This window comes from Streptomyces sp. NPDC059455 (genome assembly GCF_042750115.1).
Classification (GTDB): Bacteria; Actinomycetota; Actinomycetes; order Streptomycetales; family Streptomycetaceae; genus Streptomyces; species Streptomyces endocoffeicus.
This window is the reverse complement of sequence record NZ_JBHYVB010000258.1, coordinates 1-13,554: the sequence shown is the minus strand read 5'-3', so window position 1 is coordinate 13,554 and position 13,554 is coordinate 1. Positions and strand designations below refer to the sequence as shown.

Genomic DNA, 13,554 nt, shown 5'->3' with positions numbered 1-13,554 from the left:
CCCCTGTACCCCGGGGTCTGGGGCGGAGCCCCGCACGCGGCGGAGCCGCATATCGTCAGGTGTCGGGAAGGGGCAGGGAGGGGAACAGCCCGCCGCAGGCGTCAGGACCCCCCGGACACCCCCTAGAACGGGGTCAGGGTCAGCGTGATCCCCTTCGGGGCGGTGTCCTGGATGTAGGACGCGAACTCGGCCACGTCGTCGAAGGCGAAGCCGTACGCCTTGCCGTCCACAGTCGCCGCGTGCATGGCCTTGGCGTAGTGGTTGGTGACGTCCTCGCCGTAGAAGGCGGCCGGGTCGGTGGTCGGCTGAGCGTCGGCGTTGTGCAGCGTGGAGCGGTTGAAGCCCGCGCCGAGGATCGCCGCGACCGGGCCCGTGGTCCCGTCGTTGGGCGCGGCGAGGGCGCCGTCGCAGAACAGCACGTCCTTGGTGGAGGGCTTGTCGAAGGAGACCGAGGCCGGGCCGGTGAAGGCGAACTTCCCGCCGCTCACCCGGCCGGTGAAGGTGCCCGCGTTGGTGGTGACCTTGAGGTCCTTCGAGCCGTAGGCGTCCCAGACCTGGTCGATGTACGACGCGAAGTAGTCGTCCGCGAACACCCCCGCGCCCATGCCATGGCCCGGAGCGATCACCCGCAGATTGTCACCGACGATCAGCTTCTTGAAGGCGTCGACACCGGCGAGGTCGGAGAAGACCTTGGCGCGGGCGCCGTCCTTGAGGGTGCCGGTCGTCTGGTCCTGGGCGCCGGTGAGGTTGATCGACAGCGGGACGCTGAACATGTCCACCATGGTGGTGTTGCAGAACATCCCGGAGGAGTTGTACGTGAACTCCGCGCAGTCGTGCATGATGTCGTAGTTCGGGTCGCCGGACACCCAGCCCGCCGGGTACTGCAGCGCGGCCTTGCCCGCCCCGTCCTCGACCACCTTGAGCTTGAGCTTGGAGCCCAGCGCCACATAGATCCGGCCGGACATCTGAGGCAGGTTCAGCTTGGTCTCGCCGCTTCCGGCCAGCGGGATCGCGTAGTCGGTGAAGCCGTCCGAGCCGTTGTCGGAGAGCGCGACGGGGGCGACGTTGCCGTCCGGGGTGACGTGGACCTGCCGATCGCCCTCGTTGCCGACGATGTAGAGCCATACCGACGCGTTGTCGTACTGCCCCGTCTTGTTCACGACGGTGAGGGGCAGGGAGGCGGCGGCCTTAGCGCCTGGTGCTCCGTTGGCGCGGCCACCGGCGAACGCGAGGCCGGTTCCCGCGGCGGCGGCGGAGGCAGCGATTCCACCCAGCAGCTTCCTGCGACTGATCATGATGATGGTGCTCCTCGGCGTAGTGGGGGTTGCCGGGAAAATGGCGTGGGGGGTGACGGGAGGCGCGAAATTGAGAGCGCTCTCTCGTTCCTCTGCCCAGCACCCTGCCGATCAACGACCGGGCCCGTCAACCCCTTCACGCAGAAAGGTCTGCACCAACTCATCGTAGACGCTCAGGACATGGGCGACGGTGTCGTCCTCCGTCGGCCAACCCGCCGTCCGCGCCCGCCCCGCCGCCGCGAGCTCCACCCTGCGCACCGGATCGGCGAGCAGCCCGGTCACGGCCCCGGCCAGGGCCTCGGGGTCGCCGTACGGGACGAGTTCGGCCGCCTCCCCCACCAGCTCCGGCACCCCGCCGACCGCCGTGGCCACCAGGGGCACCCCCGCGTGCAGCGCCTCCTGGGCCAGCAGCGACCGGGCCTCCCAGCGGCTGGAGAGCACCGCGACATCGGCCGCGGAGAGCAGCTGCGGCACATCCTCGCGGCGGCCGAGCAGCCGCACCGGCAGCCCCTCGGTGTCGATCCGGCGCTGGAGCACCGCACGGTCCGGCCCCTCCCCCGCCACCACCAGCAGCGGCCGCGGATCCAGCACCCGCCAGCGCCGCGCCGCGTCCAGCAGCGGGCCGTGTCCGGCCATCGCCTCCAGCCGCCCGGCCGTGACCAGCAACGGCCGCTCCACCACGCCCAGTTCGGCCCGCGCCTTCTGGCGGCGCCCGTCGGCGGTCTCCGGCGGCCGGCGCGGGGCGGGCACCGCGACCGGGGCCAGCCGGGCGTCGCGCGCACCGCGGACCCGGGCCCGGGCCACCAGATCCGAGGAGGCCCCGAGCACGATCGCGGCGGCCCGCGCCACCCGACGCTCCATCAGCCGGACCAGTCGGGCCCGCGCGCCCTCGGCGTCCACGCGGGTGTGCCAGGTGACGATCAGGGGTACGTTCCGGCCACGCAGCGCCACCGCCGCCAGCAGCCCCGACCGCAGCCCGTGGGCGTGCACCAGGGCCGCGCCCTGGGTGGCCCTGCGCAGCGACGCCATGCTTCCGGCGTCCGTCAGCGCGTCGAGCCCGGTGAATCGCGCTCCCGTCTGAGTGAAGCCGTAGCCGCGCTCGGCACTCCAGGGCCCGCACACGGTCACCCGCAGTCCGCGCGCCACCAGCCCGGCCGACAGCGACCTCACATGCACCCCGCTGCCCGAACTCCCGGCGCCCAGCACCTGGACCGCGTGCAGCGACGACCGCCCGTGCGGCTGGACCGGGGTGTTGCTCACGGTACTGCTCACGCGGGCGGAGCTCCTGAGACGGTGTCGGGGCGGTGGGGGGACGGTGCGGACGCGCTCCGCCCAAGAATGCCAGCACTCGCCGAACCCTCGTCGCAACGCCTCCAGGTGACGCCTGCCCCGAACTCGCCCGCTCGTCCGCGGTACCACCCGTTCGGGTGAATGGTTGGGGAGGCGTCGCGTGCAGGTTCGGCAGAGGCGACGCGCAAGGGATCGCGGAAACGTCGCGGGAAGCGCCGCGTGAAGGGTCAGCGTCCCGCGCGGGCCGCCTCCAGGAGCTCTTCCGCGTGCGCCCGCGCGAGTTCGGAGTCCTCCTGGCCCGCGAGCATCCGCGACAGCTCCCGTACGCGGTCCTCGCCCTCCATGGCCTTCACCCCGCTTCGGGTCACCGACCCGTCGTTGGTCTTCTCGACCACCAGATGCCGGTCGGCGAAGGCCGCGACCTGCGGCAGATGGGTGACCACCACGACCTGCGCGGACCGGGCGAGCTTGGCCAGCCGACGGCCCACCTCGACCGCCGCCTTACCGCCGACACCCGCGTCCACCTCGTCGAAGAGATACGTCGGTACGGGGTCGGAGCCTGCGAAGACGACCTCGACCGCGAGCATCACCCGGGACAGCTCACCCCCGGAGGCGCCCTTGGCGATCGGCCGGGGCGGGGCACCCGGATGGGGCGCGAGCAGCAGCTCGACCTCATCGGCGCCATGCGGCCCGAAGACCACCGGGCGGCCGCCCACCTCGATGCCGTCCGCCTCCGTCTCGGTCTCGGTCTGACGGATCGCGAACGTGACCCGGGCGTGCGGCATCGCCAGCGAGGCCAGTTCGGCGGTGACCGCCTCCGCGAACCGCCCCGCCGCCTCCGTACGGGCGTCGGTGAGCGACTGCGCCAACTCGCCCAGCTCGGCGCGGAGCGCGTCGTGTTCGGCGGTCAGCTCGCCGATGCGGTCGTCGTCGCCGTCGAGTTCGGCCAGCCGCGCGGCGCCCTGCTCGCCCCAGGCCAGCACGTCCACGATGGTCTCCCCGTACTTACGGGTCAGCTGGGACAGCGCGGCGCGGCGCTCCTCGACGGCCGCCAGACGGATCGGGTCGGCGTCCAGGTTGTCGGCGTACCCCGCCAGATCCCCGGCCACATCGGACAGCAGGATGCCGACCTCGCCGATCCGGTCGGCGAGCCCGGCGAGTGCCTGGTCATGGGAGCGCACGGCCTCCACGGCGCGATGGGCGCCCGCGACCAGGGTGGCCGCGTCCACGCCCTCCGGATCCTCCGGGTTCCCGGCGAGGGCGGCGTGCGCGACGGCGGCGGCGGACGCCAGGGCCTCGGCGTGCCCCAGCCGTTCGGCCTCGGCCGCCAGCTCCTCGTCCTCCCCGGGGCGGGGCTCGGCCGCCGCGACCTCCTCGAGGCCGAAGCGCAGCAGATCCGCCTCCTGCGCCCGCTCGCGGGCCCGCGTGGTCAGCTCCTCCAGCTCGGCCGAGACGGCACGCAGCCGGCGATAGGCCCCCGCGTACTTCTCCAGGGGCCCGGCCACCGCGGCGCCCGCGTACCGGTCCAGCGCCTGCCGCTGCCGGGCGGGCCGCAGCAGGCCCTGCTGATCGGTCTGGCCGTGCACGGCCACGAGATCGTCGGCCAGCTCGCCCAGCAGCCCCACCGGGACCGAGCGGCCGCCCAGATGCGCGCGCGACCGCCCCTCGGCGGAGAGCGTACGGCTGATCAACAGCACACCGTCGTCGAGCTCGGCCCCCGCTTCCTCGGCCCTTACGGCCGCCGCCGAACGGGCATCGACCGTAAGGCGGCCCTCGACGACCGCCGCCTTGGCCCCGATCCGCACCAAGGCGGCGTCGGCGCGGCCGCCCAGCAGCAGCCCGAGGCTGGTGACGACCATGGTCTTGCCCGCGCCGGTCTCACCGGTCACCGCGGTGAAGCCGGGCGACAACTCGACGACCGCGTCGTCGATGACACCCAGGGCACGTATCCGCATCTCCTCCAGCACGTGCACGACCATACGAGGTTTGGTCGGTGCGATGCGACGAAGGGGCGCCACTTATGGGGTCCACCCGCACATCTGCCCGGTACGGGGTGGGGTACGGGCGCCTCCGGCGGAGAGCCCCCACCCCGCCCCTTCCCGAAACCGGGGCTCCGCACCGGTGGGGGTGCGAGGGGGCGCGGCCCCATCGTTCGGGAAGGGGCGGGTAGGGGAACAGCCCGCCGCAGGCGGCACGAGCCGTCGGACACCCCCTAGTGCGGAGCGCCCCGCCATCCCGCGACCGGCAGGGCGAACTTGGCGACCAAGCGGTCCGTGAACGACGCATGGTGGAGTCGGGCCAGCCGAACCGGCACCGCCCCCCGCCGCACCTCGACCCGCGCCCCCGCCGGAAGCTCCACCGTGCGGCGGCCGTCGCACCACAGCACCCCGTGCGGGGTCTGCGGCTGCACCTCGACCGCGAGCACCGACTTCGGCGACGTCACCAGCGGCTTGGCGAACAGCGCGTGGGCGCTGATCGGCACCATCAGCAGCGCCTCCACCTCGGGCCACACCACCGGCCCGCCCGCCGAGAAGGCGTACGCCGTCGAGCCGGTCGGGGTCGCGCAGACCACGCCGTCGCCGCCGAACCGGGAGACCGGGCGGTTGTCGACCTCCGTGACCACCTCGAGCAGCCGCTCACGCGCGGCTTTCTCCACCGACGCCTCGTTCAGCGCCCAGTCCGTGTGCACGATGTGCCCGTCGTTGCGGACCAGCACATCGATCGTCATCCGCTCCTCGACCTCGTACTGCCGGGTCACCACCCGGTCCACGACCTTGTCGAGGTCGTCCCGTTCGGCCTCGGCCAGGAAGCCCACCCGGCCGAGGTTCACCCCGAGCATCGGCACGCCCGAGACCCGGGCGAACTCGGCGCCGCGCAGCAGCGTCCCGTCCCCGCCGAGGACGACCAGCAGCTCACAGCCGTTCAGCACGTCGCGCTCCGCGTCGACGCGCTCGACAGCGGGGGGCAGTGGCAGGTCCGCCGCCTCGGCGGCGAGCACCCGCACCCCGATTCCGCTGCGCAGCAGCCCCTGAACGACCAGTTCGGCGCTGCGGATGGCCGCGGGGCGGCCGGTGTGCGCGAGGAGGAAGACAGTGCGGTCCGCCGTCGCCTCGGCCGCCGGCGTCATCGGCTCGACCGCCGGTGCCGTCACTACGTCCCCGGCTCCAGGCTCGGACACTGCGTCCTTCTGCTGCGCTGCTTCTGAAGTGGTCAACTGGGCCCCTCCGCCACTGCACGGTCAACATCCGCCGGGTCCAGTGCCGGCGCCCCGGCGCGCATCCACAAAAAGTACTCGACGTTACCCGACGGCCCCGGGAGCGGGCTGGCCGTTACGCCCAGCACACCCAGTCCCAGGTCCGCCGCCCGCCCGGCCACCGTGCGCACCGCCTCGGCACGCAGTTCGGCGCTGCGGACCACTCCCCCGCTGCCCAGCCGCTCCTTGCCGACCTCGAACTGTGGTTTGACCATCAGCACCAGATCGGCGTCGGGCGCCGCGCACCGCACGAGGGCGGGCAGGACGAGCCCGAGCGGAATGAAGGAGAGATCACCGACCACCAAGTCCACCGGTTTCCCACCAATCCGCTCAAGTGTCAGCTCGCGCACGTTTGTACGGTCGTAAACACTGACGCGTTCATCGCTCTGCAGCGACCAGGCGAGCTGCCCGTAGCCGACGTCGACGGCGAGCACCTGAGCGGCGCCCGCGCGCAGCAGGACGTCCGTGAAGCCTCCGGTGGACGCGCCGGCGTCCAGCGCCCGCCGCCCGGCGACCTGCAGCCCCGCCCCGGCTCCCATGGCCGGGCGGACCCCGGGGTCCTGCCCCGCGCCCGCGCCCTTCCGGTACTCCTCGCTGAAGGCGTACAGCGCGCCCGCCAGCTTGTGGCCGCCGCGCGAGACATAGTCCGGATCGCTGTCGTCCTCGATCACGACGACGGCCGCGCTGGTCTCCACCTGGGTGGCCGGTTTGGTCGCCATCGCCCCGCCGACGGTGACCCGGCCCGCCGCGATCAGCTGGCTGGCATGCTCACGCGAACGCGCCAGCTTGCGGCGCACCAGCTCCGCGTCGAGTCGTACGCGTCGTGGACGGGTCACTGCCACGGGTGGTTCAGCTCCTGAGGTCGTTTACGCGGCGGACGGGGGCCGCGGGCCGGGCGGCGGGGGTCCGGGCCGCCGGTCGAGTGCAGTCAGCGTGTCGCGCAGGCCCTGGTGGACATCCTCGTACACCTCAAGATGTCCGCTCGTCCCGAGGTGGTCGGCGTCGGCCAGCCGGGCCAGCCGGGCGTCCACCTCGGCGACGCCGGTGGGCGTACGGTCCACGCCGAGCGGGGCCGGATCGGCGGGGCCGGACGGCTCGGGCACGGCCTCGGGCACCGGCTCCGGCGCGACGTCCCCGGCCCCCTCGGCCCCCTCGGCCCCTTCGGGCACGGGCTCCAGCGCGACGTCCTCGGTCCCTTCGGCCCCTTCGGGCACCGGCTCCGGCGCGGCCTCCCGGGCCTCCTCGGCCGTCGGACCGGGCTGCGGGCCGGGCCACCCGGCCGGCATCGGCTCACTCATGGCCCCGACGCTACCGCGAATCCCTCGTTCTCCGACGTACGAGACCTGGGGTAACGTCGTCCGCGATGGCGACCTTGGAGCAGTGCCGCAGCGCACTCGACAAACTGGCGGAGAACCTCGCGACCGCGAACGGGGATCTTCGCAGCGCTGCCGCGCTCGATCGCTCGGTCAGCTGCTGGATCACCGACCTGGACACCACTTTCGTCGGCCGTCTCGTGGACAGCCGGATCGAGGATGTGACGACCGCGTCGGGCCCCCCGGCCGAGCGTGCGCAGATCAGGCTGGCGATGACCGGCGACGACCTGGTGGCCCTGGTCGACGGTGAGCTGCACTTCGCACGCGCGTGGGGCACCGGACGGATCAAGCTCGAGGCCGGGCTGCGCGACCTGCTGCGGCTGCGGAAGCTGATCTAGTGCCGCGTCAGTCAAGGTTCGCCCGGTAGCGAGGCGTCCTGGTGCGGTCAGCTGCAAGGCGCCGAATCGGCCTCGTAGTGGGCCTACTCGGTCGGTTCGGCAACGCCGCAGGGGGCACCTCCCGGCGGTAGCCGGGGGCGGCCGTGCCAGGGCGGCGAGCGGGGCAAACCTTGGCTGACGCGGCACTAGACAAGCGCCCCTGCCGTACGGGACCGGCGGGCGGCCGGGATGACCAGCGGTGTCCCCGTCTCCGGGTCGTCGATCACCTGGCAGCGCAGCCCGAAGACCCGCTCCACCAGCTCCGCCGTGACCACGTCCCCCGGCACCCCCTCCGCGACGACCTCCCCGCCCCGCATCGCGATCAGATGGGTGGCGTAGCGGGCGGCGTGGTTCAGGTCGTGGAGCACGGCGACGAGGGTGCGGCCCTGCTCCTCGTGGAGCTGGGCGCACAGGTCCAGCACATCGATCTGGTGCTGGATGTCCAGATAGGTCGTGGGCTCGTCGAGGAGCAGCAGCGGGGTCTGCTGGGCGATGGCCATCGCGATCCACACCCGCTGGCGCTGACCGCCGGACAATTCGTCGACATAGCGATCCGCGAGCTCCGCCACCCCGGTCGCCGCCATCGATTCGTCGACGATCCGCTCGTCCGTCTCCGACCACTGCCGCAGCAGCCCCTGGTGCGGATAGCGGCCCCGGGCGACCAGGTCGGCGACGGTGATCCCGTCCGGGGCGATCGAGGACTGGGGCAGCAGCCCTAGGGTGCGGGCGACCTTCTTGGCGGGCAGCGAGCCGATCGACTGCCCGTCCAGCAGCACCGACCCGGCCGCCGGCTTGAGCATCCGGGACAGGGCGCGCAGCAGGGTCGACTTCCCGCAGGCGTTCGGCCCGACGATGACCGTGAAGGAGTGGTCGGGGATGGTCACGGACAGCTCCTCGGCGACCGTGCGCCGGTCGTAGGCGAGGGTCAGCCCCTCCGCCATGAGCCGCTGCCGCTGGTCCTGGGTGCCACTCGCGCTGGAAGCCACGGTCTGCCGGGTGTCCTTGTCCATGTCGTCTTCCGTCCGGGTCGTGTCCACAGTTTCCGTCCGGGTCGTGTCCACAGCCGTCATATCCGCCCCGCCCTGCGCTCGGTCACCAGCAGCCACAGCAGATAGGCGCCGCCCAGCATCCCGGTGAGCACCCCCACCGGCAGCTGATCGGCCCCGAAGGCGCGCTGGGCGGCCCAGTCGGCGGTGACCAGCAGCGCGGCGCCCATCCAGGCCGCGGGGAGCAGGTTCGGACCCGGCGAGCGGGTGAGCCTGCGGGCCAGCTGCGGGGCGACGAGCGCCACGAAGGCCACGGGCCCGGCGGCGGCCGTGGCGGACGCGACCAGCAGCACGGCCGCGCCCATCAGCACCATCCGGGTCCGCTCCACCCGCACCCCGAGGGCGTAGGCGCTGTCGTCGCCCATCTCCAGCATCCGCAGGTTCCGCGCCTGCCCGAGGACCACGGGCATGAGCACCGCGCAGACGGCCAGCAGCGGCCAGACCTGGTCCCAGTCGCGGCCGTTCAGCGAGCCGGTCAGCCACATCACCGCGCGTGCCGCGTCCTCCTGGTGGGCCTGGGTGAGCAGATAGCCGTTGACGGCGGTGAACGTCGCGGAGGTGCCGATGCCCACGAGGACCAGCCGATAGCCGTGGACGCCCTGCCGCCAGGCCAGCGCGTAGACGGCCAGTCCGGTCAGCACCCCGCCGAGGACGGCCCCGGTGGCGACCACGTTCGAATCGCCCTTGACCAGCACGATGGCCGTGAGCGCCCCGGCCGCGGCCCCCTGGCCGAGACCGATCACATCCGGACTGCCCAGCGGATTACGGGAGATGGACTGGAAGATCGCCCCGCCCATCCCCAGGGCCGCCCCGACGAGCAGCCCCACCAGCACCCGCGGCAGCCGCAGTTCGTTGACGATGAAGTCCTGGGCCACGGTGCCGTTGCCGAGCAGCGTCCGCACCACATCGGCGGGAGCGATGGGGAAGTCGCCGGTGCCGATGAGCACGACGCTCATCACGAGCGCCACGGCGATCAGCAGCAGCCCCACGACCGCGCCGCGGACGTCCATGCGCAGCGAGAGACCGGCGGTGCGCAGCGTGACCCCGCGCGTCCCGGACTTGGCGGTGCGCTTGCTCGCGTTCACAGTTGGGCCATCCTTCGGCGACGTACGAGGTAGATGAAGAGGGGCCCGCCGATGAAGGTGGTGACCACGCCGACCTGGAGCTCCGCGGGCCGGGTGACCAACCGCCCGACCACATCGGCGCCCAGCAGCAGAACGGGCGAGAGCACCGCGGCGTACGGCAGGATCCAGCGCATATCGGGCCCGGTGAGCGCGCGGACCAGATGCGGCACGATCAGCCCGACGAACGCGATCGGGCCACAGGCGGCGGTCGCGGCCCCGCACAGCAGGGTGACCGCGATCATCGAGAGCGCCCGGGTGCGGTTGAGGTTGCTGCCGAGCGCGCGGGCGGTGTCGTCGCCGAGTGCCACGGCGTTCAGCGAACGGCCCAGCAGAACCGCCAGTACGGTGCCGACCAGGAGGAACGGGGCCACCTGCCGGACCACCGTCATATTGGCGGAGGCGAGTGAGCCCACCGTCCAGAAGCGCATCTTGTCGAGCGCGGCGGTGTCCAGCAGCTCCACGGCGTTGACGTATCCGTAGAGCGCCGCGTACACCGCCGTCCCGGCGAGCGCGAGCCGCACCGGGGTGGCGCTCCGGCTGCCGCCGAGCGCGTAGACCAGCACGGACACGACGGCGGTGCCGAGGAACGCGAACCACACATAGCCGGTGAGAGAGGTGACGCCGAGGAAGCTGATGGCCGAGACGACGGCGGCGGACGCGCCCGCGTTCAGCCCCAGCAGCCCCGGGTCGGCCAGCGGGTTGCGGGTGAGGGCCTGGATGACCGCGCCCGCGAGGCCGAGGCCGACGCCGACGAGCAGCCCGAGGATGGTGCGCGGCAGCCGTACGTCCCGGATCACCACATCGGTGTCGCTGCCGCTGTAGTGGAACAGCCCGTGCCACACCTGGTCCAGCGGAATCGGTTTGGCACCGATCGCGATGGACGCCGCGGCGATCGCCAGCAGCACGCCCACAGAGGCGGCCAATCCGGTCGCACGGCGCGCGGTGCGCCGCCGGGGCGGCGCGCTCGCTGTCTCGGTCCCGGCTTTCGCCGGACTGACCAGGGTCACGCGGAACTCCACCTCACAGCACGGCCGATCAGGACTCAGGTTAAGTTAGGTTACCCTAAGTCCCGCTGGTCGCATCCATGCGGGCTCCCCGGAGCGCGAGTTCGGCCGCACAGCCCTCGTCGGCTCAGAACCTCGGCCGCGGCGGCTGAAGTCCCATCCCCCGTCGGCTCGAAGCCCAGGCCTCGTCGGCTCGGAGCCCCAGCCTCCGTCAGCGCGGAGCCCCCGTCGGCTCGAAGTCCCAGCCTCAGCGGCTCACAACCCCAGCCGCGCCAGAGCCTTCCCCGCGTCCGCGCCGCTCACACCGTCCCCCGCCTCGGACCACGCCGCCGCGCACAGCGCCCGCAGCCCGTCCAGCGGCTCCTCGCCCTCGCCCTCCAGCACCAGCGCGCCGTTCTCGACCCACGCCGCCCAGCCCCCGCACCGGAAGCCGCCCGACTCCCCGTCGTGCGCCACCTCCGGCTGCGGGGTGAGCAGCCCCCGCAAGTCGCGGTCCACAAACGACGGCCGGTGCCCGGGCTCGGCGGCCAGCAGCTGTGCGGGCGTGGTCACCCCGGTCAGCACCAGCAGCGAGTCCACCCCGCCCGCGTACGCGCCCTCGATATCGGTGTCCAGCCGGTCCCCGACCACCAGCGGCCGCCGGGCGCCGGTCCGCAGGATCGTCTCCCGGTGCATCGGCGGCAGCGGCTTCCCCGCGGCCTGCGGGGACGTGCCCGTCACGATGCGTACGACCTCCACCCCCGCGCCGTTGCCCGGGGCGATGCCCCGGCCACTGGGGATCGTCAGGTCCAGGTTGGAGGCGAACCACGGCACCCCGCGCGCCACCGCGTACCCCGCCTCCATCAGCCGCGCCCAGGGCATGTCCGGCCCGCCGTACCCCTGTGCCACCGCCGCCGGGTCGTCGTCCGCCGAGTCCACCGGCGTCAGCCCCCGCTCGCGCAGCGCCACCCGCAGCCCCTCCCCGCCGATCACCAGCACCCGGGCCCCCTTCGGCAGCTGCTCGGAGATCAGCCGGGCGACCGCCTGCGCGGAGGTGATCACATCGTCGGGGGTGGCGGGCATCCCGAGCCGGGTCAGATGCTCCGCCACCGCCTCCGGCGTCCGCAGCGCGTTGTTGGTCACATACGCCAGCCGCATCCCGCCGTCCCGCGCGGTGACCAGCGACTCCACGGCATGGTCAATGGCCTCGCCGCCCGCGTACACCACCCCGTCGAGGTCCAGCAGGGCCGTGTCGTACGCCTCGTTCAGCGACTGCCGGCTCGCCTCGGGCCGGGTGCGGACGGGCTGGTTCATGGGGGCCACTCCTCGCAGATCTGTGCGCTTCTCCCCCGATCATCGCGTATCGCCGCGCGGGGCATAACATTCACTGATGAGCATTCCAGGGCCTGGCGGACAAGGTCTGCAGCTCACCCCCTTCCGGGGGCTGCGCTATGTCGCGGAGCGGGTCGGCAGTCTCGCCGCCGTCACCTCACCGCCCTACGACGTGGTGGTCAGGCCCGAGGGCCTGCGCGAACTCGAGACGGCGGACCCGTACAACATCGTCCGGCTGATCCTGCCGCAGGCCGGGACCCCGGAGGCCCGCCACCGCCAGGCCGCCGAGACGCTGCGCCGCTGGCAGGCGGACGGAGTGCTCGCCCCGGACCCCGAACCCGCGCTCTACGTCTATGAGCAGCGCGATGGCCCGGCCCTCCAGCGCGGGCTGATCGGCGCGCTGCGGCTGAGCCCCCGCGAGGAGGGCATCGTTCTCCCTCACGAGGAGGTCATGCCGCATGTCGTCGAGGACCGAGCCGATCTGATGCGCGCCACCGCCGCCCATCTGGAGCCGCTGCTGCTCGCCTACCGCGGCAACGGGAACGGGAACGGGACTTCGGGAAACGAGCCCAACGAGCTCTCAGGGAGCGGAGCCGCCGGGCCTGGCACCGGCGGGGCGGCGCGGGTCATCGAACGCACCATCCTGCGCGAGCCGTTGCTCTCCACGACCACCGAGGACGGCGTCGACCACCATCTGTGGCGGGTCACGAACCCCGCCGACCTCGTGGCGGTCTCCACCGACCTCCGCCACCACCAGGCCCTCATCGCCGACGGCCACCACCGCTGGGCCACCTATCTGCGGCTGCGCGAGGAGCGACGGGAGCCCGGCCCCTGGGACTTCGGGCTCGTCCTGCTCGTCGACACCGCCCGCTATCCGCTCCGGGTCCGGGCCATCCACCGGCTGCTCCGCCGACTGCCCCCGGAGGAGGCGCTTCCGGCGGTGCGGCGCGCCTTCCGGGTGCGGACGGTCGACGGCCCGCTCCCGCGCGCCCTGGAAACCCTCGCCGAGGCCGCCGAGGCGGCGCGCGCCGAGCCCGGCGCTCCGAACACCTTCCTGCTGGCCGGATCCGGCCGCTTCCACCTCCTGGACCGGCCCGACCCGGAGCTGCTGGCCCGTACGGTCCCCGACGGACGACCCGAGACATGGCGGACGCTGGACGCCACGGTGCTCCACCACACCCTGCTGGACCATCTGTGGAACGTCCCGGACACGCCCGAGCACATCGGCTACCTCCACGATCCGACGGCGGCCGTCGAGCAGGCGGAGCGGCTGGGCGGCACGGTGGTGCTGATGCATCCGGTGCGCGAGGACGTCGTGCACGAGCTGGCGCGGCAGGGCATCGCGATGCCCCACAAGTCGACGTCCTTCGGGCCGAAGCCGGCGACGGGCCTGGTACTGCGGAGCCTGACGCTGGGGTGAGCCCTTCGGGAGCGGACATGCGAAGGGGGGGGGGGGGGGCGGCGGGGGCGGGGGGGGGGGG

The 13,554-nt window shown here is 73.1% G+C and carries 12 protein-coding genes; 2 read left to right on the top strand and 10 right to left on the bottom strand.

The window, feature by feature from the left end; genetic code table 11:
• Positions 1 to 122: 122 nt before the first annotated feature.
• From ACFXB5_RS47750 to ACFXB5_RS47725, 6 genes are all read right to left on the bottom strand, one after another.
• On the bottom strand, positions 123 to 1,295 hold the full coding sequence (locus tag ACFXB5_RS47750; protein WP_385220785.1) for a glycoside hydrolase family 64 protein: 1,173 nt from the start codon (positions 1,293 to 1,295) through the stop codon (positions 123 to 125).
• Positions 1,296 to 1,406: 111 nt separating this feature from the next.
• Positions 1,407 to 2,567, bottom strand: a complete 1,161-nt coding sequence (locus tag ACFXB5_RS47745) for a glycosyltransferase family 4 protein (protein ID WP_385220782.1) — start codon at positions 2,565 to 2,567, stop codon at positions 1,407 to 1,409.
• 245 nt (positions 2,568 to 2,812) lie between these two features.
• Positions 2,813 to 4,564 carry a DNA repair protein RecN gene (recN, locus tag ACFXB5_RS47740; RefSeq protein WP_385220779.1) on the bottom strand — a complete coding sequence of 584 codons (1,752 nt, stop codon included), beginning with the start codon at positions 4,562 to 4,564 and terminating at the stop codon, positions 2,813 to 2,815.
• Positions 4,565 to 4,797: 233 nt separating this feature from the next.
• Positions 4,798 to 5,712: an NAD kinase gene (locus ACFXB5_RS47735; RefSeq protein ID WP_138913505.1), complete on the bottom strand. Its 915-nt coding sequence runs from the start codon at positions 5,710 to 5,712 to the stop codon at positions 4,798 to 4,800.
• A gap of 83 nt (positions 5,713 to 5,795) precedes the next feature.
• Positions 5,796 to 6,674: a TlyA family RNA methyltransferase gene (locus ACFXB5_RS47730; RefSeq protein WP_385220788.1), complete on the bottom strand. Its 879-nt coding sequence runs from the start codon at positions 6,672 to 6,674 to the stop codon at positions 5,796 to 5,798.
• 30 nt (positions 6,675 to 6,704) lie between these two features.
• Positions 6,705 to 7,136, bottom strand: a complete 432-nt coding sequence (locus ACFXB5_RS47725) for a hypothetical protein (RefSeq protein ID WP_385220776.1) — start codon at positions 7,134 to 7,136, stop codon at positions 6,705 to 6,707.
• A 65-nt stretch (positions 7,137 to 7,201) separates the two neighbouring features.
• Between ACFXB5_RS47725 and ACFXB5_RS47720 the strand changes: the two genes are divergently transcribed.
• A complete protein-coding gene (locus tag ACFXB5_RS47720; RefSeq protein WP_385220774.1) occupies positions 7,202 to 7,549 on the top strand; it encodes a sterol-binding protein in 348 nt (115 codons plus the stop codon).
• Positions 7,550 to 7,734: 185 nt separating this feature from the next.
• Here ACFXB5_RS47720 and ACFXB5_RS47715 read toward each other — a convergent pair whose 3' ends face one another.
• The 4 genes from ACFXB5_RS47715 to ACFXB5_RS47700 form a co-directional block, all read right to left on the bottom strand.
• Positions 7,735 to 8,598, bottom strand: coding sequence for an ABC transporter ATP-binding protein (locus ACFXB5_RS47715; RefSeq protein WP_385220771.1), 864 nt, complete (start codon positions 8,596 to 8,598; stop codon positions 7,735 to 7,737).
• 56 nt (positions 8,599 to 8,654) lie between these two features.
• Positions 8,655 to 9,719, bottom strand: a complete 1,065-nt coding sequence (locus ACFXB5_RS47710; RefSeq protein ID WP_385220768.1) for a FecCD family ABC transporter permease — start codon at positions 9,717 to 9,719, stop codon at positions 8,655 to 8,657.
• The gene (locus ACFXB5_RS47705; RefSeq protein ID WP_385220765.1) at positions 9,716 to 10,765 is read right to left on the bottom strand and encodes a FecCD family ABC transporter permease; all 1,050 of its coding nucleotides are present in this window, start codon (positions 10,763 to 10,765) and stop codon (positions 9,716 to 9,718) included. The genes ACFXB5_RS47710 and ACFXB5_RS47705 overlap by 4 nt, the downstream gene beginning before the upstream one ends.
• Before the next feature lie 252 nt (positions 10,766 to 11,017).
• A complete protein-coding gene (locus ACFXB5_RS47700) occupies positions 11,018 to 12,055 on the bottom strand; it encodes an HAD hydrolase-like protein (RefSeq protein WP_385220762.1) in 1,038 nt (345 codons plus the stop codon).
• Positions 12,056 to 12,131: 76 nt separating this feature from the next.
• On the opposite strand from ACFXB5_RS47700, the gene ACFXB5_RS47695 reads away from it, so the two are divergent.
• Positions 12,132 to 13,493, top strand: a complete 1,362-nt coding sequence (locus tag ACFXB5_RS47695) for a DUF1015 family protein (RefSeq protein ID WP_385220758.1) — start codon at positions 12,132 to 12,134, stop codon at positions 13,491 to 13,493.
• Positions 13,494 to 13,554 lie beyond the last annotated feature (61 nt).